18 protein-coding genes are annotated in these 26,232 nt (G+C 41.8%); 9 read left to right on the forward strand and 9 right to left on the reverse strand.

Going from position 1 to position 26,232, the window contains the following annotated elements; genetic code table 11:
• Window positions 1-59 precede the first annotated feature (59 nt).
• The 6 genes from panC to sfsA all read right to left on the reverse strand — a co-directional run bounded on the left by panC (window position 60) and on the right by sfsA (window position 5,750).
• Window positions 60-923 (reverse strand): pantoate--beta-alanine ligase, encoded by an 864-nt coding sequence (gene panC, locus PZ638_RS05045; RefSeq protein WP_036958293.1) that lies wholly within the window; start codon window positions 921-923, stop codon window positions 60-62.
• A 30-nt stretch (window positions 924-953) separates the two neighbouring features.
• Window positions 954-1,745, reverse strand: a complete 792-nt coding sequence (panB, locus tag PZ638_RS05050) for a 3-methyl-2-oxobutanoate hydroxymethyltransferase (protein ID WP_036958292.1) — start codon at window positions 1,743-1,745, stop codon at window positions 954-956.
• 58 nt (window positions 1,746-1,803) lie between these two features.
• Window positions 1,804-2,295, reverse strand: coding sequence for a 2-amino-4-hydroxy-6-hydroxymethyldihydropteridine diphosphokinase (folK, locus tag PZ638_RS05055; RefSeq protein WP_094960949.1), 492 nt, complete (start codon window positions 2,293-2,295; stop codon window positions 1,804-1,806).
• A 17-nt stretch (window positions 2,296-2,312) separates the two neighbouring features.
• Window positions 2,313-3,659, reverse strand: a complete 1,347-nt coding sequence (gene pcnB, locus PZ638_RS05060) for a polynucleotide adenylyltransferase PcnB (protein ID WP_206077539.1) — start codon at window positions 3,657-3,659, stop codon at window positions 2,313-2,315.
• Window positions 3,660-4,388: 729 nt separating this feature from the next.
• The gene (gene dksA, locus PZ638_RS05065) at window positions 4,389-4,844 is read right to left on the reverse strand and encodes an RNA polymerase-binding protein DksA (protein WP_004260494.1); all 456 of its coding nucleotides are present in this window, start codon (window positions 4,842-4,844) and stop codon (window positions 4,389-4,391) included.
• A 195-nt stretch (window positions 4,845-5,039) separates the two neighbouring features.
• Entirely contained in the window at window positions 5,040-5,750 is a 711-nt protein-coding gene (gene sfsA / locus PZ638_RS05070; RefSeq protein ID WP_004260493.1) for a DNA/RNA nuclease SfsA, read from the reverse strand.
• Between the two features lie 100 nt (window positions 5,751-5,850).
• Here sfsA and hrpB point away from each other — a divergent pair, with 100 nt between their 5' ends.
• Together hrpB and mrcB are read left to right on the forward strand one after the other, a co-directional pair.
• On the forward strand, window positions 5,851-8,310 hold the full coding sequence (gene hrpB, locus PZ638_RS05075; RefSeq protein WP_094960951.1) for an ATP-dependent helicase HrpB: 2,460 nt from the start codon (window positions 5,851-5,853) through the stop codon (window positions 8,308-8,310).
• 182 nt (window positions 8,311-8,492) lie between these two features.
• A complete protein-coding gene (gene mrcB / locus PZ638_RS05080) occupies window positions 8,493-11,015 on the forward strand; it encodes a bifunctional glycosyl transferase/transpeptidase (protein ID WP_206277764.1) in 2,523 nt (840 codons plus the stop codon).
• Between the two features lie 694 nt (window positions 11,016-11,709).
• Here the strand turns inward: mrcB and hemL are convergent.
• Entirely contained in the window at window positions 11,710-12,999 is a 1,290-nt protein-coding gene (gene hemL / locus PZ638_RS05085) for a glutamate-1-semialdehyde 2,1-aminomutase (protein ID WP_110592616.1), read from the reverse strand.
• 213 nt (window positions 13,000-13,212) lie between these two features.
• Here hemL and erpA point away from each other — a divergent pair, with 213 nt between their 5' ends.
• Complete coding sequence (gene erpA / locus PZ638_RS05090; protein WP_004260480.1) at window positions 13,213-13,557, forward strand: iron-sulfur cluster insertion protein ErpA; 345 nt, start codon at window positions 13,213-13,215, stop codon at window positions 13,555-13,557.
• A gap of 142 nt (window positions 13,558-13,699) precedes the next feature.
• On the opposite strand, the gene btuF is transcribed toward erpA, so the two are convergent.
• Both btuF and mtnN read right to left on the reverse strand, forming a co-directional pair.
• Entirely contained in the window at window positions 13,700-14,530 is an 831-nt protein-coding gene (gene btuF, locus PZ638_RS05095) for a vitamin B12 ABC transporter substrate-binding protein BtuF (protein WP_206277832.1), read from the reverse strand.
• A gap of 68 nt (window positions 14,531-14,598) precedes the next feature.
• Window positions 14,599-15,291: a 5'-methylthioadenosine/S-adenosylhomocysteine nucleosidase gene (gene mtnN / locus PZ638_RS05100; protein ID WP_036958290.1), complete on the reverse strand. Its 693-nt coding sequence runs from the start codon at window positions 15,289-15,291 to the stop codon at window positions 14,599-14,601.
• Window positions 15,292-15,548: 257 nt separating this feature from the next.
• Between mtnN and dgt the strand changes: the two genes are divergently transcribed.
• The 6 genes from dgt (at window position 15,549) to eno (ending at window position 26,083) form a co-directional block, all read left to right on the forward strand.
• Window positions 15,549-17,075: a dGTPase gene (gene dgt / locus PZ638_RS05105; protein WP_094960955.1), complete on the forward strand. Its 1,527-nt coding sequence runs from the start codon at window positions 15,549-15,551 to the stop codon at window positions 17,073-17,075.
• A gap of 175 nt (window positions 17,076-17,250) precedes the next feature.
• A complete protein-coding gene (gene rlmD, locus PZ638_RS05110) occupies window positions 17,251-18,582 on the forward strand; it encodes a 23S rRNA (uracil(1939)-C(5))-methyltransferase RlmD (protein ID WP_094960956.1) in 1,332 nt (443 codons plus the stop codon).
• A 16-nt stretch (window positions 18,583-18,598) separates the two neighbouring features.
• Entirely contained in the window at window positions 18,599-20,830 is a 2,232-nt protein-coding gene (gene relA, locus PZ638_RS05115; RefSeq protein WP_094960957.1) for a GTP diphosphokinase, read from the forward strand.
• Between the two features lie 785 nt (window positions 20,831-21,615).
• Window positions 21,616-22,410 carry a nucleoside triphosphate pyrophosphohydrolase gene (mazG, locus tag PZ638_RS05120; protein ID WP_036958289.1) on the forward strand — a complete coding sequence of 265 codons (795 nt, stop codon included), beginning with the start codon at window positions 21,616-21,618 and terminating at the stop codon, window positions 22,408-22,410.
• Between the two features lie 668 nt (window positions 22,411-23,078).
• Window positions 23,079-24,716 (forward strand): glutamine hydrolyzing CTP synthase, encoded by a 1,638-nt coding sequence (gene pyrG, locus PZ638_RS05125; protein WP_004260455.1) that lies wholly within the window; start codon window positions 23,079-23,081, stop codon window positions 24,714-24,716.
• 65 nt (window positions 24,717-24,781) lie between these two features.
• Window positions 24,782-26,083: a phosphopyruvate hydratase gene (eno, locus tag PZ638_RS05130; RefSeq protein ID WP_004260453.1), complete on the forward strand. Its 1,302-nt coding sequence runs from the start codon at window positions 24,782-24,784 to the stop codon at window positions 26,081-26,083.
• Window positions 26,084-26,232 lie beyond the last annotated feature (149 nt).

Below are 26,232 nucleotides of genomic sequence, written 5' to 3' on the forward strand. Positions count from 1 at the left end.
CAACAGGCTTAGCAACGCAGCAAGATGGTTGCTGTGATAGTGTTATAAGTCTTATTGTTTTATGCAATATCGCGTTGCAGGTCAACTTGTAAATTGTCAATAAGACGCGTTTGACCTAACCATGCCGCCATTAAAATAACCGCACGTTTACTGGAATCACCAAGTGGTAACAACGTCTCTGCATCGCGAATAAATAGCTCATCAGGAGTAAAACTGGCTTCACGTAAGCTATTATTCATCTCTTCAATAATAACCTCAGATGCGCTAGGTTCAGCCACTAATTTTTCACCCGCTTGTTGCATAATTTGATACAGCTTAGGCGCTATTTTTAGCTCTTCTGCTGACAAATTATTGTTACGTGAACTCAGTGCTAGGCCATTTTTAGCTCTAACCGTTGGGACACTAACAATTTGAGTATCAAATGATAAGTCAGAAACTAATTTGCGAATTAATTGCAACTGTTGGTAATCTTTTTCACCAAACAAGGCAATATCTGGCTGAACTAAGTTGAACAGCTTAGTGATAACCGTTGCGACACCTCTAAAATGACCGGGACGGCTTGCGCCTTCTAACATGGTCGATAACTCAGGAACTTCAACAAAAGTCTGTTTTTCCATCCCTTCTGGGTAGAATTCTTGCGGGGAAGGTGCAAAAACTAAATTGATATCACGACGCTTTAATTTTTCGCAATCTTCTTGCAAAGTTCGTGGGTAATTGGCTAAATCAGATTGCCTATCAAATTGCATAGGGTTCACGAATACACTGGCAATCACAATATCAGCCTGTTTTTTCGCTTGGTCAATGAGTGTTAAGTGACCATCGTGTAAATTACCCATCGTTGGGACAAGTGCAATACGTTTACCTTCTTGTTTCCAACGACGAATTTCACGGCGTAAGATAAGTGCCGTTTCAACGATAAGCATACGTGTGTTCCTTATAATTACTGGCATCAATTAAGAAAAAGAATGTGCTTCACTTGGGTAAATGCCATCTTCTACTTCTTGGATATACATACGAATAGCATCATGAAGGTTGCCTGCTTGAGCTAAAAAGTTTTTAGCAAATTTAGGCGCTCGTGCGGTAATACCCAGTGCATCATGCATAACAAGGATTTGTCCATCAGTTCCATTTCCTGCGCCAATACCAATCACCGGTAATAGCAGTTCTTCAGAAACATGACTTGCTAAGGCAGTTGGAACACATTCGAGAACCAATAATTGGATACCTGCATTTTCTAATGCAATTGCATCTTTGAGTAATTGATTTGCCGTGACCTCATCGCGTCCTTGGACTTTATAACCGCCAAGAACGTTTACTGCTTGAGGTGTTAAACCGAGATGACCACACACAGGAACAGAGCGTTCTCCTAGCATTTTTACGGTATCACATAACCAGCTGCCACCCTCAATTTTCACCATGTTTGCACCCGCTTGCATCAAAATTGCTGCATTAGAACAAGCTTGTTCTGGTGTGGCGTAACTCATGAATGGCATATCTGCAATAATGAAGGCGTTTGGTGCACCTTTGCGAACGCATCGGGTGTGGTAAGCAATTTGCTCGACGGTCACAGGTAAAGTAGATGATTCACCTTGGATCGTCATTCCCAGTGAGTCTCCAACGAGCATCACCTGAATACCTTGCTCATAAAATAATTGAGCAAAGCTTGAGTCATAGGCTGTCATGGTTGCAAATTTGTGTTTGTCTTTTTTAAACTGACATAAATCAGCCAGAGAAATTGGTTTCATTATAATAACCTCCGGAAATGATCTCCCTGCGACCATACCTCATAAGAGGTTGAACATTTTAGGCTGGAATATCCCAAAACGTTAGGCCATTTCGAGGGACTTGTGTGAGTCTTTCTGAAAGCTTTTCGCCATCAGGAAAAACAAGGGAAGGGGCGATTTCGCTAAGCGGATACAACATAAACTCACGCTCTTTTAGCCCATAATGTGGAACGATTAACCGTTCAGTATTGATGATACGGTTACCAAAAAGCATGATATCGAGGTCAAGCGTTCGTGGCCCCCAACGTTCCTCTTTGCGTACACGGCCAAGTTCAAGCTCGATTTTTTGTGTATGGTTAAGAAGAACCTCGGGCTCAAGGCTTGTTTCTAGTAGCACAGCCAGATTCAAAAAATCTGGCTGGTCCTGTGGGCCTAATGGTTTAGTTCGATAAACAGAAGAGGTAGAAACAACGCGGCTATTAGGAATAGCATCTAATGCTGCAATAGCTTGCTGTGCCTGTAGCAGCGGCTCACCAAGGTTACTTCCTACAGCAATATAGACTTGTTCCATTGTATTCTCTCTATCTATTATGACTTATTCGGCCGGCGCGCGCCGGTTCCACCTTGTGATGAACGTGGGCGATGGCGGCGGCGAGTAGGGGCACTACCTAATTCCGAAATCATTTCACGCTGTTTGATATTATTCGCTTGTTGAAAATCAGTCCACCATAACGCTAACTCTTGTAACTCGTTGCGGTGCTCAACATTGGCTCTTAATTCTAATAAATCAAACGCTGCACGGAATTTTGGGTGCTCCATGAGTTTATTTGCGCGACGACCTTGGCGGCGAGGTAAGCGTAATTGCAATAACCAAATATCACGCATAGTGGTTGTAATGCGTTTTGGGATCGCAATCGAGCGGCACTGTTCATCTAATATATCATTCATTGCCAGCGCAAAGGCGTCGTAATAGGCCAACCCGCCTTCTTGAGATAGCTTCTCAGCATGCTCAGTAACTGGGTACCATAACATAACAGCAAATAAAAAAGCAGGGTTAACACGCTTATCATTTTTTAGTCTGAAATCAGTATTTTTAAGGACTTGCTCAATGATTTTTTCCATTGGCGAATCACTGTTATCAGTAAATCGGCTTGCGACAACAGGGAAAAGTTGCTCAAACAAACCATATTTTTTGAGCATTTTATAAGTCGCGTAACCTTGGCCTGCTTGGAGTAATTTGAGAGATTCTTCAAATAACCGAGCAGATGGAATTTCTCTCAATAAATGAGCGAGTTGGTAAATTGGCTCTGCGGTTTTCGGCTCGATGCTCATATTTAATTTGCAGGCAAAACGTACCGCTCTTAGCATTCTGACTGGGTCTTCACGATAGCGCGTTTCAGGGTCACCAATTAAACGAATAACGCCAGCTTTGAGGTCTTTCAAACCATTAACGTAGTCACGTAATGTGAAGTCTTCAATATTGTAATATAGGCTATTAACGGTGAAGTCCCGACGAATCGCATCTTCCTCAATAGAACCAAAGATGTTGTCGCGTAACAACATACCGTTTTGCGCTTGTGCAGATAAGTTTTTGTCATCTGACACATTTTGGTCATGGTGACCACGGAAAGTTGCAACTTCAATAATTTCGGGGCCAAACATAATATGGGCTAGACGGAAACGACGACCAACTAGACGGCAATTACGAAATAATTTGCGGATCTGCTCAGGTGTTGCGTTCGTAGTTATATCGAAGTCTTTAGGCTTTTGGCCTAAAAGCAAATCACGCACACCACCCCCCACTAAGTAGGCTTCAAAGCCACTTTTATTTAAGCGATACAGTACTTTTAATGCATTGTCACTAATATCACTACGCGAAATAGGGTGTTCGGAACGCGGGATAACAGTAATGTTTTCGTCGTTTACGGTTGTCATTGTAGGGCGCTTCTCAGGTGTTGAATCGGCACGTTGAGATTGACGAACCGTTTTTTTAATAGGGGCTGTTTTATGGGGTTGAGCGGTGTTCTGCTCTTTAGATGCGGTTTGCGCATGAGCAGAATGAGTGACTGGCCTTTTACCGGCTGCCTGTATATCTCGCGAAGTATCACGATGTTGTTCTACATCTTCAGGGGATGCGTCTGTATTGCGAGATAAAATATTACGGCAGAAATTTGCTACTCGGTTAAAAATAGTACACCTCGATGTCATTACCAATATTCATTAAACAAAAATAAGCGGCTAATCATAGCTCACAGAAGTTTCTTTGAGAATGGTTAAACGAATAAAAGTCATCTCTAATTATAAACGTTACCAATAAAATTTACGCAAAATAATAGCTCAAAAAGCGATCTCACTATAGAAGTATAGGTTTAGAAGCCTTATTTTAAGCGCTTTTTTGTTGTTAGATGATTATTCAACTTCAAACTATGGGGTTAAATAACAGCCTAATCTATCTCCGTAAAAAATTACGTGAAAGTAAATGTTTATCTTACTTAAAAGAGCACGATAGGACGTTATCGCCAACCAATTGGCAAAAAGATGCGGGAAGGATAGATTTTATGTGATAGCTAACGCAAGGAATAAGCTCTGAGCTGAACATAACAGGATGTAGAGTTCCCTTGTAACGGCGCAGTAATATGCGCCGTTCAGGACTCCATATAGACACTAGCCAGCCATTTGCTTTTCGCGAATTTCAGCTAATGTTTTACAGTCGATACATAAATCAGCGGTAGGACGGGCTTCCAAACGGCGGATACCAATTTCTACACCACATGATTCACAATAGCCAAAGTCGTCATCTTCAACTTTTTTCAGCGTTTTTTCGATTTTCTTAATCAGTTTACGTTCACGGTCCCGGTTACGTAATTCAAGGCTGAATTCTTCTTCCTGAGCGGCTCTATCAACGGGGTCTGGAAAGTTAGCTGCCTCATCTTGCATATGAGTAACAGTCCGGTCCACTTCATCTCTGAGTTGATTGCGCCATGCTTCGAGAATGAGCTTAAAATGCGCCAACTGGGCCTCGTTCATGTACTCTTCGCCAGCTTTTTCATGATAGGGTTCAACCCCAGCAATGGCGAGAATGCTTAAGGACGATGTCTTACGTTTTTGCCCTTCTTGCATAATGCTTCTCCTACACACGCAAATTTTACAAAAACCCCAAGGGGGAAAAATTAAGGTCGCTATAAATAGCAGAAGACTGCGCTCTTGGCAATCGTTCCTGCAATGAGTTTTGTAATGCTGTGAGGGCGAGCGTGTTTATTCCCTTTTTAGCGCCCAGAACTCTGCGGCCTCGTATAAAAAACGGTTAAAAAAACTTTATTTAATAGAGTTAAAGTGAATCTGCTTACTTAACACCATTTGTTGAACAGTTATATCAGCTTGATAACAAAGCACTTCAACACCACTTTGTCTCGCTTCCTCCAATAAGAGCGCATATTGTTTATCAATATGTGCCGCTGCAGATGCTACGTGAATACCTGTGTGTAAAGCAACAAACAATAGTATGGCTCTTTTTCCTTCTTTCGCAATATGCATGAGCTCTCTTAAATGTTTTTGGCCTCTAAGTGTCACTGCATCAGGAAAGAACCCCTGATTATTTTCTAGTAAAGTTACTGATTTTACTTCGATAAAGCAATCTGGTAATCCATTTTGCGTGAGATAGAAATCGATTCGGCTATTTTCTGTGCCATATTTAACTTCAGGCTTTATTACGCTGTATTCGGATAATTCTGGAATGTGTTTTTCGGCTAAGGCTTGTGCAACTAATTGGTTCGCACGAAGGGTATTAATGCAAATAAAGTGGCCATTTGTGGTTTGGGTTAACTCCCAACTATACGGATATTTGCGTTTTGTATTATTGGACGTCGAATACCAGATGGTATCACCAGGGGTAGCACAACCTGTCATAGCGCCTGTATTCGCACAGTGAATTGTAATTTCTTCGCCGCTCGGTAAAGTAACATCAGCCAAAAAGCGCTTGTAACGTTTAATTAAAGTAGCTGGTTGTAAGGCGGGTTCAAATTCCATGGGATCTCCGCTATCGTTGTCGGTAATATGCTTACTGGCAAAAGAGGCTAATGCTACAATGTCTGACAGTAAAAGTTAAATACATGGAGTGATAACCTCAGTGTTACCGATATTCGAAGTTTGTGAGGACATACTTACCGCGTTAGTCGCTTCACCTCAAGTTTTGCTTCATGCACCTACAGGTGCAGGTAAATCAACGGTTTTACCGTTAGAAATATTAAAAAGTGGGGTTATTGATGGGCGGGTTATTATGTTGGAACCCCGTCGCTTAGCGGCACGTTCAGTAGCGGCTCGCCTCGCACAGCAACTTGGTGAAGATATCGGTCATACCATTGGTTTACGCATGCGATCTGAAACTAGAGTTAGTCGCCACACGCGTCTTGAAGTCGTGACAGAAGGCGTACTGACCCGCTTACTGCAAAATGACCCAATGCTTGAAGGGGTTGGCTTAGTCATTTTAGATGAGTTTCATGAACGAAATTTACAGGCAGACTTAGGTCTCGCTTTGTTAATTGATTCACAGCAAGCCTTACGTGAAGATTTACGTATTTTATTAATGTCAGCGACATTGGATAATCAAGGGCTGAATCAGTTGTTTCCTGATGCTCCAGTTATCACTTCACAAGGGCGCACGTTCCCCGTAATACGTGAATATCATCCTATTAACCCAAATAAACTCTTTCATAAAGAAGTAGCACTAGCGGCTTGGCAGTTATTGCAACAAGAGCACGGGTCTTTATTATTATTTCTTCCAGGTATGGGGGAAATCGAGAAAGTAAGAGTAGAACTCGCTTCGATGGTAAGTGAGGACATACTTTTATGTCCTTTATACGGAGCATTATCTCTACAGGCTCAGCAACAGGCGATACAGCTAGCACCAGAAAGAATGCGAAAGGTCGTATTAGCCACCAATATTGCGGAAACCAGTTTAACGATTGAAGGGATCCGCCTTGTGATGGACAGTGGTTTTGAACGTGTGGGGCAGTTCAACCCACGAACAGGACTGACAAAGCTCATTAAACAGCGAATCAGCCAAGCATCGATGGCGCAGCGAGCCGGTCGAGCAGGCCGTTTAGAAGCAGGTGTTTGTTGGCACTTATTTAGTGAAGAGCAAGCTGAACGTGCGGCTCAATTTAGCGAGGCTGAAATTGCACAAAGTGACCTAAGCAACTTATGGTTATCTTTATTACAGTGGGGCTGTCACGACGCGGCACAGCTGAATTGGCTGACTTTACCCCCGAAACCTGCGATATCTGCGGCAAAAAATTTACTTAATCAATTAGGTGCCATTGATGTGGCTGGTAAGTTAACGCCTTTTGGGCAGCAGATGGCGGTGTTAGGCAGTTCAGTGCGAACAGCGGCAATGCTATGTAAGGCACAACAAACCCAAAATCAGCATGTTATTCAATTAGCTGCGTTGCTGGTGGCGATTATCGAGGAACCTCCTCGTCAACAAGATGCGGATCTTCGTTATTATATAGAAAGGCCAACTGAGGGGTGGTGCAAGAGAGCATCAGCACTTTGCGAACAAAAAGTGTTGAGTACCATTGGCCAGCAAGATGCGCTAATTAGTGAGTGGTTACCAACGTTGTTAGCTGTGGGTTATCCCGATCGCATTGCGAAATCTCGAGATAACCAACATCGCTATCAATTAGCGAGTGGTTTGGGGGCAATATTGGGTGAATCGGATAGGCTAATGGGAGAGTCGTGGTTAATGGTGGTGTCTTTATGGCAACCCGAAAATATGGCGGATGCGCGTATTTCCTTGGCTTACCCTATTGAAATTGACAGATTACAAGCAGATTGCCCATCTTTATTTAACACTCAAGAAACGGTCGAATGGGATGAACAAAAAGGGACCTTATTAGCTTGGAAACGCTTGCAATGTGGCCAATTAATAGTGAAATCAGAACGTTTGAGCAACCCTGATAAGGCTGAGATTCGCCAAGCGCTGGTTTATTGGTTGAAGCAAAATGGCTTGCAGCAGTTAAATTGGCAGGAAGATGCTTTGCAATTGTGTATTCGCTGCATGCTAGCTAAGCGGCATTTTCCTGATATTGCTTTTCCTGATTTTGATGATATAGCGCTATTAGATTCGTTAGATGAATGGCTTGAACCTTATCTTGATGGCATAACAAATAAGCAAAAACTACAGCAGATTGATTTAGCCTCTTTATTAATCAATCGATTAGATTGGCAGCAGCAACAGTGGTTAGAAAGTATGTTTCCGAAGACCTATCGAGCGCCATCTTTACATGATGTAAGTATTCACTATTCGTTAGATAAGCCACCAGTGATAGCTATTCGTATGCAAGAAATGTACGGGGAAAAAGCGAACCCGACAGTAGCACAAGGGAAAATTCCTATTACGCTCTCTTTGCTTTCTCCTGCGATGCGGCCATTACAGATTACGCAAGACCTTGGCGCATTTTGGCAGGGTAGCTATAAAGAGATACAAAAAGAGATGAAAGGGCGTTATCCAAAGCATTTATGGCCGGATGACCCTGCAAATACTGCGCCAACGAGACAAACAAAAAAAGCGATGATGGGTGCGAAATAACCTATTTTTGTGCTCTAATAGCGGGTTTCCTCATTCAGGCTATCGATGCGTTAACCTGAGTAAGGAAATGTAATTAAGAGCTTTCTTTGGTGAAATCTCTGAGGTTATGAGCCAAAATTAACCACTAAACTGGCGTAACTAGTGAGTTATTAAGTTATTTTGTCATGTGATATGGAGTGACCATGTCAGGTAAAGATTTTGAACCGATCGGCAGACGTAATAAAAAAACTGCTGGGAAAAAACAGTCTTCATCTCGCCGCCGTAGAGACCGCGATGACTATGACGATGAAGATTTATTTGAAGATGATGATATTGATGAACAATATCTCGATGATGAAGATGAAGAAGAGCAAATGGCTAAAAAAGGCTCAAAAAAGAACAAGCCTCGGAAGGTAAAAAGTAAATGGCGTTGGTTTTGGCTGCTAGTCAAACTGATGATCGTATTTGCTGTTTTACTCGCGGCATATGGTTTTTATTTAAACCAACAAATTAAAGAACGTCTCGATGGTAAGGTTTGGGATTTACCCGCCGCAGTATACGGCCGGATGGTTAATCTTGAACCGGGCATGGACTACAGCCAGGCTGAAATGGTTCGCCTGCTTGAAGGTATGCAATACCGTAAAGTGAGTAAAATAACGATATCGGGCGAATTTGTAGTACGCGGTAATAGTATCGAAATCTTACGCCGACCGTTCAATTTCCCTGATCAAAAAGAAGGGCAAATACTCGCGCGTATGGTGTTTGATAATAACGCGTTGAGCAAAATTGAAAATATGGAAAACGGCCGCTCATTTGGCTTTTTCCGCTTGGACCCGAAACTGATCACGATGATGCAGTCGGCGAATAATGAGCAACGGTTAGTTTTACCGATATCTGATTTCCCTGAGTCCTTAGTTAAAATCTTACTAGAAACCGAAGATCGAAACTTTTATGAGCACGATGGTGTCAGTTTGTACTCTATTGGCCGTGCTGTTGTTGCTAACTTAAGTGCAGGACGCTCTGTTCAAGGGGGAAGTACCTTAACTCAGCAGTTAGTCAAAAATCTCTTTTTGACCAATGAACGGACATTAAAACGTAAAGCCAATGAAGCGTACATGGCGGTTTTATTGGACTATAACTACAGCAAAGAGCGCATTTTAGAGCTGTATTTAAACGAAGTCTTTTTAGGCCAAAATGGTAATGATGAAATTCGTGGTTTCCCATTAGCGAGCTTGTATTACTTTGGTCGTCCAATCAATGAACTAAGTTTTGATCAACAGGCGTTATTAGTCGGTATGGTGCAAGGGGCATCAACGTATAACCCTTGGACTAAGCCACAAAATGCGATTAAACGCCGTAATATCGTACTGAAAATCTTGGAAACACGCGGTGTGATTGACCAAGAAATGTATCAGGTACTGAGCGCAAGGCCTCTCGGTGTGAAAAATAAAGAAGGGCTAGTGGCTTCTCAACCTGCCTTTATGCAAATGGTTCGTTCAGAACTCAATGAAAAATTGGGCGATAAAGTTAAAGAACTCTCTGGTGCGAAAATTTTTACCACTCTAGATCCTGTGGCTCAAACTGCGGCTGAAAATGCAGTTGAGAATGGTGTCGCTGATTTACGTAAATCTCGTAAATTAGATGACATAGAAGGTGCAATGGTGGTAGTTGACCGCATTAATGGCGAAGTACGCGCTATGGTTGGTGGTTCTCAGCCCCAATATTCAGGGTTTAACCGTGCGTTAAATGCACGGCGCAGCATTGGTTCTCTGGCAAAACCTCCGGTATACCTCGCTGCACTAAGTGAACCGGACCGTTTTCGTTTAAATACATGGTTAAAAGATGAGCCACTAACAGTAAAAGTCGGGAATCAAAACTGGAGCCCAAGAAACTACAGCCGTAATTTCAACGGCCGTATGATGTTAGTTGACGCTTTGGCAAAATCACAAAATATCCCAACGGTAAACTTAGGGCTAGAGGTTGGTTTAGACCAAGTGTTTAATACTTTTGTACGCTTAGGAGCTCCTGCGGCTGCCATGGAAAAAGTTCCTGCGATGTTATTAGGTGCAGTTAACCTAACACCAGCGGAAGTTGCTCAAGTTTATCAAACCATTGGTGGTGACGGTAATCGTGCGAAATTATCTGCATTGCGTTCTGTTATTGATGGAGATGGCAATGAAATTTACCAAAGCTACCCATCTGCAGAGCGAGCAGTACCTTCCCAAGCGGCATACCTCACATTGTATGGCATGCAGCAAGTGGTTAAACAAGGTACGGGCAGAGTCTTATTGACCAAATACGCCAAGTATAATTTAGCCGGTAAAACAGGGACAACTAACGATCTACGCGATAGCTGGTATGCAGGTATTGATGGCAAAGAAGTGGCGATTGTGTGGGTTGGCCGTGATAATAACGGTCCAACACAATTAACAGGGGCGACAGGCGCACTGAAAGTGTACCAACGCTACTTAGATAACCAAGCGCCATTAGCACTTATCAACCGTGCACCAGAGGGCATTGTTGATATGCAAGTCACTGCTGACGGCCAATTAAGTTGCTCAAACTTCGGCGGCGGTAGAATGTTGCCGATTTGGACAGATAACCCAGAAGGGTTATGCCAAGCGTCAGAAGAGCAAGCCCCGGTCTGGGACTTAAATGGTAATAATGGCGAGCAACAAGATGATGCGCCGGATTGGGTTAAGGATATGTTTGGCAATAACCCCTAAATTCTCGTCATATTTCAAGTTGTGACTGTGTTGGCTTCATTCGTCAACCCTAGTCACATACTTGTGTATGCTCCTAGGGATTTCCTCATTTGCCGCCTTGCCACAACTCGAACTATTTAGAGAATTAATTAGTTGGTGAATTGCTTATTTGAAAGGCTAATTATTTGAATGTTAATTAGTTAGGGAATTGTGGTGTAAGGCTCTTCTCGTCATATTTCAAGTTGTGACTGTGTTGGCTTCATTCGTCAACCCTAGTCACATACTTGTGTATGCTCCTAGGGATTTCCTCATTTGCCGCCTTGCCACAACTCGAACTATTTAGAGAATTAATTAGTTGGTGAATTGCTTATTTGAAAGGCTAATTATTTGAATGTTAATTAGTTAGGGAATTGTGGTGTAAGGCTTTTCTCGTCATATTTCAAGTTGTGACTGTGTTGGCTTCATTCGTCAACCCTAGTCACATACTTGTGTTTGCTCTTAGGGATTTCCTTATTTGCCGCCTTGCCACAACTCGAACTATTTAGAGAATTAATTAGTTGGTGAATTGCTTATTTGAAAGGCTAATTATTTGAATGCTAATTAGTTAGGGAATTGTGGTGTCGAACCTAGAGTTATCTATTCTTAACTATATCTTAACTATAAAAAAATAGAGGTGAAAATGGATAAAATTTCACCTCTATAACATCAATGTGAATTAATTCTCTTTAATTTTCATCAATGCAGTTTCTGCGGCTTTGATAGTTTTCTCAATGTCTTCATCGCTGTGGGCGATAGACATAAAGCCAGCTTCAAATGCAGAAGGCGCGAGGTAAATACCTTGCTCTAACATGTAATGGAAAAATTTCTTAAAGCGCTCAACGTCGCATTTCATCACATCTTGGTAACAAGTTACGGTTGGGGCATCGGTGAAGAAAATACCAAACATGCCACCGACGTGATTGATAACCATCGGGATACCTTGCTCTGCGGAAACACGTTTTAAACCACGAGCTAACTTTTCTGTTAATTCATTTAAACGTGAGTGGACTCCCGGCTGAGAGACTTCTTTTAAGCAAGCGAGGCCAGCAGCCATCGCGACAGGGTTACCAGATAAGGTCCCTGCTTGGTAAACAGGCCCAATTGGTGCTAGTTTTTCCATAATTTCAAGGCGGCCACCGAAGGCACCAACAGGCATACCACCACCGATGATTTTACCTAAACAGGTTAAATCAGGCTGAACATCGTAGTAATCTTGTGCCCCACCTAATGCGACGCGAAAGCCTGTCATGACTTCATCAATGATGAGTACGGCATTGAATTCATCACATAATGCACGTAAACCGGGTAAAAATTCAGCTGTTGGTGGTACGCAATTCATATTTCCTGCAACAGGTTCAACAATGACACATGCAATATCTTCTGGATAATTTTCAAATGCTTGGCGGACTGAAGACAGGTCATTATAGGTACAAGTTAATGTGTGTTTGACAAAATCTTCAGGAACGCCAGGAGAGTTTGGTTCGCCCATAGTAAGCGCACCAGAACCCGCTTTGACTAATAAGCAATCTGCATGGCCATGATAGCAGCCTTCAAATTTGATGATTTTGTCACGGCCTGTGTAACCCCGAGCTAGGCGAATTGCGCTCATGGTCGCCTCAGTGCCTGAATTTACCATGCGTACCATATCCATAGAGGGGACTAGTTCACAAACTAATTCAGCCATTTCAACTTCAGCGGCAGTCGGAGCACCAAAACTTAATCCTTTATGAACCGCTTTGATCACGGCATCACGGATCTCAGGATGGTTATGGCCTAAAACCATTGGTCCCCATGAGCCAACATAATCTACATAGGCTTTACCATCAACGTCATAAATATAAGCGCCATCCGCTTTTTCAATAAATAATGGGGTTCCACCAACACCATTAAAAGCACGAACAGGGGAGTTTACACCACCAGGAATTTGTTCTTTTGCTTGTGCGTAAAGTTTTTCAGATTGTGACATCGCAGGGCTCCAGAAAGAGGCTAAGAAAAAAATTGCTCTCATTCTAAAGCACCACACCAATTAAACCAAATGTTGATACGAAGATATGCACAATGTGTCTAATTGAGTAACAACACTTGAACCATTTAGTCAAGTGGCGGATAATTAGGTTAATTGATCTGAGTAGGTTTTAGCCTACACATGAATTTACCGGTCACCGGTTTGGAGTAAAAAATGAGTGATGATGCAGCTCTGCCTTTGCAATTTACTGATGCGGCAGCAATTAAAGTTAAAGATCTGGTCTCTGATGAGGACAACCCAAACCTGCGTCTGCGTGTTTATATCACTGGTGGCGGATGCAGCGGTTTCCAATATGGTTTCACATTTGATGACCAGATCAATGAAGGCGATATGACAATCGAGAAACAAGGTGTTGCTCTTGTCGTAGACCCAATGAGCCTACAATATTTAGTGGGTGGAAGTGTTGATTATACTGAAGGCTTAGAAGGTTCGCGCTTTATTGTGACCAATCCGAATGCTAAGTCTACTTGTGGGTGTGGTTCGTCTTTCAGCGTCTAATTTTCGTCATATTTCGAGCTGTGGCGGTGTTGGCTTCATTCAGTTACTCGGGTCACATACTAATGTATGCTCCCCGAGATATCTTCATTTGCCGCCTTGCCACAACTCGAACTATTTAGAAAATTTTTGTAATTTGTAATTCTCAATCAGATAATGCGTTTAACTGCTCGCACAGTTGTTCTGTCGCATTAACAATCCTTGGGCCTGCTCGGTGAAACCAATCTTCATTTAATCGGATAATTGGGACATTGAGCTGTGAGTGCCAAAATTCTTTCACTGCTTTTTCCTGTTCTGCCGAGCCCGTCATGATTATTACATCTGGTTTGCGAGTGAGCACCTGCTCACGACTGACTTGAGGCCATTGAACAGCGCTGTTAGCAAAAATATTTTCACTCCCACAAAACTCTACGACATCATTTTGCAGCGTGTGGTTACCTGCGCTAAATAAAGGCTGAGTACCGAGCTGAATGAACACTTTCTTTGATTTTTTATTAGAAATTTTTTCTTTTTGATAAGGAGCGACCCTAGAGCGCATTTTTTCAACATTTTGTTGTGCTATCTCTGGGGTTGGGCTGTATTGTGCTAATTCAATCACTGAGTTGATGACATCATCAATAGTTTGAGGATCGAAATAAATAATTGGGATACCGAGGCCTGCGAGTTGATCAAGAGGCCGCTGGGGGTTTCCTCCTCGCCATGCGAGGATTAAATCAGGTTTAAGTGCGATAATACGTTCTACATTTAAACCTTGCCAATCAGAGACTTGTTCTAATTTTCTTGCTTGCTCTGGGTAATCGGAGTAAGCACTGACCGCAATTAAGCTATCCCCAAGCCCTGCTGCATAAGCAAGTTCAGTATTGGCCGGTGATAAACTAATAACGCGCTGCTTTGCTGCCCCTAGTGCAGAAAAGGCCACCAGTAAAGCACATAATAAGGTGATAGTAAGGGAAAAATAATGCGTTATTCGTTTCATAACAAAATTCATCGTAGAATTAATTAAAAGGTATAACTAACAAATAGTTATACCTTTTGTGCAAATGATTAAGCGAGCTTAGCTAAAATTGCAGTGATCATCAGGGAAGATTGACGGGCAGCAACAGGTAAAAACTCATCAAAGCTCGTGTGGGATTCTTTATCTGCAACATCTGAAATGGCACGAACGACGACAAATGGAATGCCAAATTGGTGACATACTTGACCAATCGCGGTGGCTTCCATTTCTACTGCCGCAACTTGTGGGAACATCGCTTTGATGCGCGCCAGTGGCTCAGCACCATTAATAAAAGCATCACCGCTACAGACTAATCCACGAACAGCGTTCATATCCAATAACTTAATGCACTGCTCAGCAACTTCAATTAACTTAGTATCAGCAACGAAAGCTGGCGGACACTGTGCCATTTGGCCGGGTTCATAACCGAATGCGGTCACATCAGCATCATGATAACGAACTTCTGTAGAAACCACGATATCGCCGACGTTTAAACGAGGGTCTAAACCACCTGCGGAACCTGTGTTAATCACGACATCTGGTTGGCAATGCTCTAATAATAGTGTTGTACCGATTGCGGCTGCGACTTTACCAATACCTGATTTCAATAATGCAACGTCAACGCCATTAATTTGGCCTGTATAAATCTCACAACCAGCACGGTTAATAGTTTGGCAGTTTTCAATTTGTGAGCGCAAAATCGCCACTTCCTGTTCCATGGCACCAATTATTCCAACTTTCATTTTGTCTCCTTTTCCCTGCACAATTTGCACTATTAATGTCAATATAGTGTCAATATTTTGACTAGGGACGATAATGTTTTATTGTGTTATTGCTGCATTCTTCGAGTGGGCTCGCAATTTTAATTGCAACAACTCGAATTTTGACAACGAAATTACAAAGATGCACGAAGTGTAACATTGAAAGGTGAGTCGTGAAGGTTTTTTCCTGTATTTAGGCTATATAATGAAACATCAATCGAAATAGGGAAGGTGGCAGAGTGGGTGAGATTAATTTTGTTAAGAAGCTAAACTTTCAGCGTAACTACATGAGCAGTGCGAAAAACCAAAAAATTTCACCTAAAGATGAAGATGCGGTTAATCGCTTATTTGAAAGTGATCGTGGGCGGATTATCAATTCAGCAGCCATTCGCCGCTTACAACAAAAAACACAAGTTTTCCCCTTAGAGCAAAACGCAGCAGTACGTAGCCGATTAACTCACTCACTAGAGGTTCAGCAGGTTGGCCGTTACATCAGTAAAACGGTTTTAGGTGAATTAAAAAAGAAAAAATTACTGGAGCCCTATGGGTTAGATGAACGTTGTGATGCGTTTGAAAGCTTAGTCGAAATGGCTTGTTTAATGCATGATATCGGTAATCCACCATTTGGGCACTTTGGTGAGGCCGCAATTCAACGGTGGTTTACCAAGTTACTGTCGCCAAGTTACTTATATACACCCAATTCCCCTGACCCATGCCAAATACCGGCATTACAATTAACTGGAAATGAAAAGCAAGACTTATTCCGCCGTCAATTAAAGCAGGATTTATGCTCATTTGAAGGTAATGCGCAAGGGCTGCGCATGGCGCATCGTTTACTCAAACTAAACTTAACTTATGCACAAATTGGTTCTATCTTAAAATATACGCGTGGAGCTTATGATTTGGAGCCAATTCCCCCTGAGTTTGATTATTTGATGAAAAAACCAGGCTATTATTGGTCAGAGGTGGACTTTGTCAGTGAGTTAACCAAAAAACTCGATATGGAGAAATACTGCCGTTTCCCTCTGTCCTATATTATGGAAGCGGCTGATGATATTTCATATTGTATTGCTGATTTAGATGATGCCGCGGAAAAAGGCATTTTTACTGTTGAGCAGTTGATTGAGTACTTAAAAGCAGAGTGGGGTGATATTGAACAAAATGATTTGTTCGATCAAACTGTCATGCGAGCTTTCAATAATATCAGTGACAACCACACAAGGCGTATTCAGCAAGATCAGTTCTTTATGTATTTGCGCGTTAATATTACAGGGAAGTTGTCTCATTACAGTGCACTGCAGTTTATTAAAAATCTGCCTGAAATTTATAATGGCACTTTTAACAGCGCTTTGTTAGAAGATAAAAGCCCAGAACATAGATTACTGAAAGTATTGAAAACAGTGGCTTTTAAACATGTATTTAACCACCATGAAGTTGAAGAGTTAGAGTTGCAAGGCTACCGAATTATCAGTGGGTTATTAGATTTTTATAGCCCATTACTGATGATGAATAGAAGGGATTTTGCTGAGCTCGTTGAAAAAAATTACCACAAGCACTTTTTCATTGAAACGAGATTGTTCCATAAATTATCTAATAAGCATCGCTTATCTTACACGGAAGCACTTGAGAAAATTTCTGCAACGAATGAAGCAGATAAATCTATTCTGGAGTTTTATTATCGAGCTCGTTTGATTCAAGACTATATTAGCGGTATGACAGACCACTATGCCTATGAAGAATATCGTAAATTTATGGTTAGTAACTAATATAATAATTGAATGGCATAATAAAAATGGAAAAGTAGTCAATCAAATGATAGGAAAAACAGGTATAATGGGACTGACCGTTTTTCTGGATTAATTAGCGAAAAAAACAACGCATTAAAATTGAAAACTCGGCAATCATGATTTTTATAACTTAATACTCTGTAGTGACTACTTTATGGCTCAATTTTACTCTCCTAATCGCCGTACCACTTCACGCCGTCAAATCACGGTTGTAGCTGATAGCCTCGATGCTGCAGGGCAAGGTGTTGCCCGTATCGAAGGAAAAACCATTTTTGTAACAGGTTTATTGCCTGGAGAAGAAGCACAAATTGAATTGACGGAAGAGAAGCGGCATTTTGCTAAAGGGAAGGTGACTAAACGCTTGAGCACGAGCCCACAAAGAGTAAAGCCTCGGTGCCGTTATTTTAATCAATGTGGGGGGTGCCAACAGCAACATGTTGACATTGCACTGCAAAGAGAAAGCAAAGCTCATGCTTTAGCTTACTTGATGCAGCGCGAAACATCGCTAGATATATCCGTTCCCACGGTGATTAGTGGTGAGCCATATGGTTACCGCCGTCGAGCTCGATTAGGTCTACAGTATCAGCCTAAAAGTAAAAATGTCGTTATGGGGTTTCGTCAATCTCAATCTAACACATTGGTTGATATAAAAAATTGTCCTATCTTGTCCCCTGATTTGGATATCTTACTAAAACCACTTTCTGAATGTATTAACCAGCTCAGTAATAAATCGAAACTGGGCCATGTAGAACTTATTCGTGCAGACAATTGTAAAATTGTATTGATTCGTTACTTAACCCCTTTTTCGTTATCAGATACCCAAAAGTTAAGCGATTTTGAAAATCAGCACGGAGTGTCTATCTGGTTAGCGGGTAATGATGAAAACTTACAGGCTCTGTCACCAAATTCGCCACAACCTGAATATCAAGTTGCAGGGGAAATACTAAAATTTAATCCGTTAAATTTTATTCAAGTGAATGGGCAAGTTAACCAGCAGATGGTAGAACAAGCTTTAGCATGGTTAGATCTAAACAGTGAAGATAGGGTATTAGATCTTTTTTGTGGAATGGGTAACTTTACATTGCCAATTGCACGGTTAGTGACATCTGTTGTGGGTGTTGAGGGTGTGGAAAATTTAGTCGAACAGGCACGAAACAATGCACAGCTCAATACTATTTGTAATGCGACATTCTATAATGAAAACTTAGAAGCCCAGATACACACACAACCTTGGGCAGTTCATGGCTTTAATAAAGTGTTATTAGACCCAGCTAGGGCTGGAGCTGCTGGTGTTATGGAACATTTAATTAAACTGATGCCAGAAAAAATTGTCTATGTTTCATGTAACCCCACAACATTGGCAAGAGATAGCAAAGCTTTACTCGATGGGGGCTATCAATTATTACAGTTGCGGATGCTAGATATGTTTCCGCAAACTAGCCATTTAGAGTCAATGGCGTTATTTATCCGTCGCCCAGAGGTTTAATAGGTAGGGAGAACATATGGTTGCAGTAAGAAGTGCGCATCTTACCCCAGCAGGTGAGTTTGCCCCAGAAAAGTGGGTTAACGGCCTGGGATTGAGCAATAAACAATCAGAAGAAAAGCTCATCCATACCTGGCAATATTGTCACGATAAATTAGCCGGACAAGAAATCGCCCCTCTGTTGCTGTGGCGCGGTATTGAAATGACCGAGATCCTATCGACATTAAGTATGGATATCGGCAGCTTACAAGCGGCTTTGCTTTTCCCCTTAGTGGAAGAAGGGAAGTTAGAAGAACAAGAAGTTATTGAGGAATTTGGCAAATCCATTCACGAACTTGTTAAAGGCGTGCTGGAAATGGATGCGATCCGCCAACTCAAAGCAACACAATCAAGCGAAACCAGCTCGACACAAGTCGATAATATTCGTCGTATGCTACTGTCAATGGTAGAGGATTTCCGCTGCGTTGTTATTAAGTTAGCGGAACGAATTGCTCATTTACGTGAAGTCAAAGATGCAACGGAAGATGAGCGCGTCTTAGCTGCAAAAGAGTGTTCAAATATTTATGCTCCTTTAGCAAATCGCCTAGGAATTGGGCAGTTAAAATGGGAGTTAGAAGACTTTTGTTTTCGTTATTTGCATCCCGATGAATATAAGAAAATTGCAAAGCTCCTCCATGAACGTCGTATTGACCGTGAAGAGTACATAGATACTTTCGTAACAACCTTACGTAAGTACATGTTAAAAGAGAATATTCAAGCAGATATCTATGGCCGACCTAAGCATATTTACAGTATTTGGCGTAAAATGCAGAAAAAATCATTGGCATTTGATGAACTGTTTGATGTGCGAGCGGTGCGTATTGTCGTTGAACGCTTGCAGGATTGTTATGCTGCATTAGGAATTGTTCATACCCATTTTCGCCACCTTCCTGATGAGTTTGATGACTATGTGGCGAATCCAAAGCCTAATGGTTATCAATCGATTCATACAGTAGTATTAGGGCCAAACGGCAAAACACTTGAAATTCAAATTCGTACCCGTCAAATGCATGAAGATGCAGAGCTGGGGGTTGCGGCGCATTGGAAATACAAAGAAGGCGCGACTGGTATTGGCAAAGGAAGTAGCTACGAAAACCGTATTGCGTGGTTACGTAAGCTGATTGCATGGCAAGAAGAAATGGCAGATTCTGGCGAAATGCTAGATGAAGTTCGTAGCCAAGTGTTTGATGACAGAGTGTATGTTTTTACCCCAAAAGGGGATGTGGTAGATTTGCCAGCAGGCTCGACGCCGCTTGATTTCGCTTATCACATTCACAGTGATGTCGGCCATCGTTGTATTGGTGCAAAAATAGGTGGGCGTATTGTTCCATTTAGCTATCAATTACAAATGGGTGACCAAATTGAAATTATCACTCAAAAGCACCCAAACCCAAGCCGTGACTGGTTAAATCCTAACTTAGGGTATGTAACAACCAGCCGTGGGCGAGCCAAAATCCAAAATTGGTTCCGTAAACAAGATAGAGACAAAAACATCCTCGCAGGGCGCCAAATTCTAGATAGCGAATTATCGCAGCTTGATATCAGCCTCCGAGAGGCCGAAAAACTGCTAATCGCGCGCTATAATGTTCACTCATTGGATGAAGTTTTAGCAGGAATTGGTGGTGGTGATATTCGTATCAACCAATTAGTGAATTTCCTGCAAAGCAAATTTAACAAAGCCACCGCAGAAGAAGAAGACCGCGCGGCAATGAAGACATTAGAAAGTAAGTCTTCACTCCCAAGAGCACCATCCCATGGTAGTGGTCGAGTGGTGGTTGAAGGGGTTGGTAACCTAATGCACCATATTGCACGTTGTTGCCAGCCAATTCCAGGGGATGAAATTGTCGGTTTTATCACGAAAGGACGAGGTATTTCTATTCACAGTGCGGATTGCGAACAATTAGCTGAGCTGCAAAGTCATGCGCCAGAACGTGTGATAGATGCAGTTTGGGGAGAAAACTATTCCAGTGGTTATTCTCTCGTGGTTAGAGTTGTCGCCAATGACCGTAGTGGTCTACTACGTGATATCACGACAATATTAGCTAATGAGAAGGTTAATGTGCTTGGCGTCAGTAGCCGCAGCGATGTGAAGCAGCAATTAGCAACGATAGATATGACAATTGAGCTGTATAATATTGAGGTGCTGAGCCGGGTGTTAGCAAAATTAAATCAGTTGCCGGATGTTATTGAGGCAAAACGCCATTCCCAGTGATTTTCTTCATATTTTGAGTTGTAGGGGTGTTGGCTACACTTAGCTACTCGGGTCACATACTTATGTATGCTCCCCGAGATATCTTCGCTTGCCGCCTACCTACATCTCAAACTATTTTGAAAATCAGTACTGTTATATTGTCAGTGGTTTTCTTCATATTTTGAACCGCAGCGTTGTTGGCTGCGCGCTCTCATCTTAGTCACATACCGATGTATGCTCCTACATTTTCTTCATATTTTGAGCCGCAGCGTTGTTGGCTGCGTGCTCTCACCTTAGTCACATACTGATGTATGCTCCTACATTTTCTTCATATTTTGAGTTGTAGGGGTGTTGGCTACACTTAGCTACTCGGGTCACATACTTATGTATGCTCCCCGAGATATCTTCGCTTGCCGCCTACCTACATCTCAAACTATTTTGAAAATCAGTACTGTCATATTGTCAGTGGTTTTCTTCATATTTTGAGTTGTAGCGTTGTTGGCTGCGCGCGCTCATCTTAGTCACATACTGATGTATGCTCCTACATTTTCTTCATATTTTGAGCCGCAGCGTTGTTGGCTGCGTGCTCTCACCTTAGTCACATACTGATGTATGCTCCTAGGGGCTCGTTTACTTGCCGCCTAGCTGCAATTCAAACTATTTTGAAAATAATTTTTTGCAAATGTTCAATAATCTTTTCTTTGTTTTTTCTTTTGTTGGGAAAAATTTGTTGAACAGGTGTCATTTCTGATAAGTTTGAGATAAAGATGACAATTAGAAACAAAAGAAAATCAAAGGTTAATACAATGAGTCAGGAAAAACCCGAAATCGAACGCTTATTATCCATTATGGCACAGCTGCGTGACCCACAAACAGGTTGCCCATGGGATAAAGTACAGACATTTAAAACTATTGCACCTTATACACTTGAGGAAACCTATGAAGTGCTTGATGCGATAGAACGTGAAGATTTTAACGACTTAAAAGGTGAGCTGGGCGACTTATTGTTCCAAGTGGTTTTCTATGCGCAAATGGCGAATGAAAAATCATTGTTTGATTTTAATGATATTTGCCAAGCAGTGAGCGATAAGCTTGAACATCGTCACCCACATATTTTTGATACAAATAACACATTGAGCAGCTCGGAAGTGATTGAGGGATGGGAAAAACGAAAAGCAAAAGAGCGAGCTGAAAAATCGCAGTTTTCTGTGCTAGATGATATCCCGAATTCGCTCCCAGCACTAATGAAAGCCTATAAAATTCAAAAGCGTTGTGCTTCGGTCGGTTTTGACTGGGATACGTTAGGCCCTGTTGTGGGTAAGGTTCATGAAGAACTTGAAGAGGTGATGGAAGAAGCCACACAGGTGGTTGTTGACCAAACTCACCTAGAAGAAGAAATCGGCGATTTATTGTTTGCCGTAGTGAATTTATCTCGCCATTTAGGTCATAAACCTGAAATAGCGTTGCAAAAAGCTTGCAACAAATTTGAAGGCCGTTTTCGTCAAATCGAAAAAAGCCTAGCGGAAAGTGGCAAAACGACAGAAAGTGCTACACTTGATGAGATGGAAGGGCTTTGGCAGCAGGTTAAGAGTCAAGAATAAAATGGTTCGTCATATTTCGCACTACAGCGTTGTTGGCTGCGTTCGGCTACTCAGGTCACATAACTGGTGTATGCTCCCTGAGATATCTTCTCTTGCCGTCTAGCTTTGCTCGTCATATTTCGCACTACAGCGTTGTTGGCTACGTTCGGCTACTCAGGTCACATACTTGTGTATGCTCCCTGAGATATCCTCTCTTGCCGCCTAGCTGTAGCACGAACTATCTAGAGCATTAATTATATATAGAACGAAGCATCTACAGAAAAATTCGATATGGTTGGTTTGTTCTAAAATCACCTCATGCAATGGCTCCAAACAAAGCTTCAAAAACAATATGTAGGTTGAAGTTTTCGAAGGTTAAATGTGGAGAGTTAGAGTAAATAGTTATTCAAAATCAAAGTTAGTGCAGAATCGCATTTTTTACACCATACAATGAGCTGAAAGGATTTAGCTTTTGTGTTTGAACTGTGTTAATCTATAAAAATAGATAAAGATGACTAATTTTGAAGCGATAAATATTTTTCGCTTTTAACTTGCTGATAATATTAGAGTATTGATGAAATTTAGCCTTATTATGCTTAGAACATTTGTAGCGAAATTAAGGTTCGGGTATACTGTTTTCCCGTCCTGTTATATCCATCATCTTTTAAACCTAAACTTTCAGGTTCAGCATGAAAACTAATTATATTTTTGTGACCGGCGGGGTCGTATCCTCACTGGGTAAAGGCATTGCCGCAGCCTCTTTGGCGGCTATACTCGAAGCCCGTGGACTCAATGTGACTATTATGAAACTGGATCCCTACATTAACGTAGATCCAGGCACTATGAGCCCAACCCAACACGGGGAAGTTTTCGTTACAGAAGACGGCGCTGAAACTGACTTAGATTTAGGTCACTATGAGCGTTTCATCCGTACTAAAATGACACGTCGTAATAACTTTACGACTGGGCGTGTTTACTCTGAAGTTCTGCGCAAAGAGCGCCGTGGCGACTATTTAGGCGCTACAATTCAAGTTATCCCTCATATCACTAATGAAATTAAAGACCGCATCATCCGTGGTGGTGAAGGCCATGACGTTGTTTTGGTTGAAGTTGGTGGTACAGTTGGTGATATCGAATCATTGCCATTCCTTGAAGCGATTCGTCAAATGGCAGCTGAAGTTGGCCGTGAACGCACATTATATTTGCACTTAACATTAGTGCCATACCTTGCAGCGGCTGGTGAAGTAAAAACTAAGCCAACTCAACATTCTGTGAAAGAATTACTGTCAATTGGTATTCAACCAGATGTGCTGATTTGTCGTTCAGACAGAGTGATCCCAGCAAATGAACGTGCAAAAATCGCATTGTTCTGTAATGTGCCAGAGAAAGCGGTTATTTCTCTCAAAGACGTTGATTCAATTTATAAAATCCCAGCCTTATTGAAATCACAAGGTTTGGATGAATACATCTGTAACCGTTTCCGCATTGATGCGCCAGAAGCTAATTTAGCTGAGTGGGAACAAGTTATTTACGAAGAAGCCAATCCCGCTGGTGAAGTCACTATTGGGATGGTGGGTAAATATGTTGAGTTACCAGATGCGTATAAATCTGTAATTGAAGCATTAAAACACGGTGGCTTGAAAAACCGTTTAACTGTGAACATCAAATTAATTGATTCACAAGATATTGAAACTCGAGGTGTTGAGTTACTAAAAGGTTTAGATGCTATTTTAGTACCAGGCGGCTTTGGCGAGCGTGGTGTTGAAGGGAAAATTCTGACCGCTCAATATGCACGTGAAAACAAGATCCCTTACTTAGGAATTTGTTTGGGTATGCAAGTCGCATTGATTGAATTTGCACGTAATGTTGCCAATATGGCAGATGCAAACTCAACAGAATTTAAAGCGGATTGTAAATTCCCTGTTGTTGCGCTGATTACTGAATGGCGCGACGAAGAGGGTAACCTTGAAGTACGTTCAGAAGAGAGCGATCTTGGTGGAACAATGCGTGTTGGTGGCCAACCATGTCATTTAGTGAATGGTAGCCTTGTACGTGAAATGTATGGTTCAGAAACTATCATTGAACGTCACCGCCACCGTTATGAGGTGAATAATTTACTACTGAAACGTATTGAAGATGCGGGCCTAAAAATTGCAGGTCGTTCAGTGGATAATAAGCTGGTGGAAATTATTGAAAACCCTAATCATCCATGGTTTGTGGCTTGTCAGTTCCACCCAGAGTTCACCTCTACACCAAGAGATGGTCATCCGTTGTTTGCAGGTTTTGTTAAAGCCGCTGGTAAGTACCAGAAAGGTGAGTTGAAATAAGATATGGGGAAGTCGGCGCAGGTGCACCAACTTCCCAAAATTTAACTTGTACTGAGGAAAACCTAATGTCCAAAATTGTTAAAGTGATCGGTCGTGAAATCATTGACTCTCGTGGTAACCCAACTGTAGAAGCTGAAGTTCATTTAGAAGGTGGCTTTGTTGGTTTAGCTGCGGCACCATCAGGTGCGTCAACAGGTTCTCGTGAAGCTCTGGAACTGCGTGACGGTGATAAAGCACGTTTTCTGGGTAAAGGTGTTCTGAAAGCAGTTGCTGCTGTTAATGGTCCAATCGCAGAAGCGCTGATCGGTAAAGATGCTAAAGACCAAGCTAACATCGATAAAATCATGATTGATCTCGATGGCACTGAGAACAAATCTAAATTTGGTGCAAACGCAATTCTCGCTGTATCTTTAGCAAATGCTAAAGCAGCAGCAGCGGCGAAAGGTATGCCTCTGTATGAGCACATTTCTGACTTGAATGGTACTCACGGTCAATACTCTATGCCTCTGCCGATGATGAACATCATCAATGGTGGTGAGCATGCTGATAACAACGTTGATATCCAAGAATTCATGATCCAGCCTGTTGGCGCACCAACGCTGAAAGAAGCTGTCCGTATGGGCTCTGAGATCTTCCATCACTTAGCAAAAGTACTGAAATCTAAAGGTATGAATACAGCTGTAGGTGATGAAGGTGGTTATGCGCCTAACTTAGAATCAAACGCAGCAGCGTTAGCAGCAATTAAAGAAGCGGTTGAGCAAGCTGGTTATGTGTTAGGTAAAGACGTAACACTGGCGATGGACTGTGCAGCATCTGAGTTCTATAACGCAGAAACCGGTAATTATGAGCTGAAAGGCGAAGGCAAAACCTTCACTTCACAAGAGTTCACACATTATTTAGAAGAACTGACTAAACAGTACCCAATCGTATCTATCGAAGATGGTCTGAACGAGTCTGACTGGGATGGTTTCGCATACCAAACTAAAGTTCTTGGTGACAAAATCCAACTGGTTGGTGATGACCTGTTTGTAACTAATACTAAGATCCTAAAAGAAGGTATCGATAAAGGCATCGCTAACTCTATCCTGATCAAATTCAACCAAATTGGTTCTTTAACTGAAACTTTGGCTGCAATTAAAATGGCGAAAGATGCAGGCTATACAGCTGTTATCTCTCACCGTTCAGGTGAAACTGAAGATGCTACTATTGCAGATTTAGCGGTTGGTACAGCGGCAGGCCAAATCAAAACAGGTTCTATGAGCCGTTCTGACCGTGTTGCTAAATATAACCAACTGATTCGCATTGAAGAAGCATTAGGTAAAAATGCACCATTCAATGGCTTAAAAGAAGTTAAAGGCCAAGCATAATTATTTATTGCTTAGCAAGTTAATGAATAGGGAAGCTTAGGCTTCCCTTTTTTTTGGTTAATAATTGTATTAATTTAACAAATTCAGATTGAATTTTTTTATAAAATTCAATCTGAATTTGTTTTTTGATTATGGTACTAAAGGAGATA

The sequence above is a fragment of the Providencia hangzhouensis genome, assembly GCF_029193595.2.
GTDB lineage: Bacteria > Pseudomonadota > Gammaproteobacteria > Enterobacterales > Enterobacteriaceae > Providencia > Providencia hangzhouensis.

Excerpts from the sequence above, each read along its gene's own strand:
- panC (WP_036958293.1), bottom strand. The coding sequence starts at position 923 with ATGCTTATCGTTGAAACGGCACTTATCTTACGCCGTGAAATTCGTCGT.
- panB (WP_036958292.1), bottom strand. The coding sequence starts at position 1,745 with ATGAAACCAATTTCTCTGGCTGATTTATGTCAGTTTAAAAAAGACAAA.
- folK (WP_094960949.1), bottom strand. The coding sequence starts at position 2,295 with ATGGAACAAGTCTATATTGCTGTAGGAAGTAACCTTGGTGAGCCGCTG.
- pcnB (WP_206077539.1), bottom strand. The coding sequence starts at position 3,659 with ATGACAACCGTAAACGACGAAAACATTACTGTTATCCCGCGTTCCGAA.
- dksA (WP_004260494.1), bottom strand. The coding sequence starts at position 4,844 with ATGCAAGAAGGGCAAAAACGTAAGACATCGTCCTTAAGCATTCTCGCC.
- sfsA (WP_004260493.1), bottom strand. The coding sequence starts at position 5,750 with ATGGAATTTGAACCCGCCTTACAACCAGCTACTTTAATTAAACGTTAC.
- mrcB (WP_206277764.1), top strand. The coding sequence starts at position 8,493 with ATGTCAGGTAAAGATTTTGAACCGATCGGCAGACGTAATAAAAAAACT.
- hemL (WP_110592616.1), bottom strand. The coding sequence starts at position 12,999 with ATGTCACAATCTGAAAAACTTTACGCACAAGCAAAAGAACAAATTCCT.
- erpA (WP_004260480.1), top strand. The coding sequence starts at position 13,213 with ATGAGTGATGATGCAGCTCTGCCTTTGCAATTTACTGATGCGGCAGCA.
- btuF (WP_206277832.1), bottom strand. The coding sequence starts at position 14,530 with ATGAAACGAATAACGCATTATTTTTCCCTTACTATCACCTTATTATGT.
- mtnN (WP_036958290.1), bottom strand. The coding sequence starts at position 15,291 with ATGAAAGTTGGAATAATTGGTGCCATGGAACAGGAAGTGGCGATTTTG.
- rlmD (WP_094960956.1), top strand. The coding sequence starts at position 17,251 with ATGGCTCAATTTTACTCTCCTAATCGCCGTACCACTTCACGCCGTCAA.
- relA (WP_094960957.1), top strand. The coding sequence starts at position 18,599 with ATGGTTGCAGTAAGAAGTGCGCATCTTACCCCAGCAGGTGAGTTTGCC.
- mazG (WP_036958289.1), top strand. The coding sequence starts at position 21,616 with ATGAGTCAGGAAAAACCCGAAATCGAACGCTTATTATCCATTATGGCA.
- pyrG (WP_004260455.1), top strand. The coding sequence starts at position 23,079 with ATGAAAACTAATTATATTTTTGTGACCGGCGGGGTCGTATCCTCACTG.
- eno (WP_004260453.1), top strand. The coding sequence starts at position 24,782 with ATGTCCAAAATTGTTAAAGTGATCGGTCGTGAAATCATTGACTCTCGT.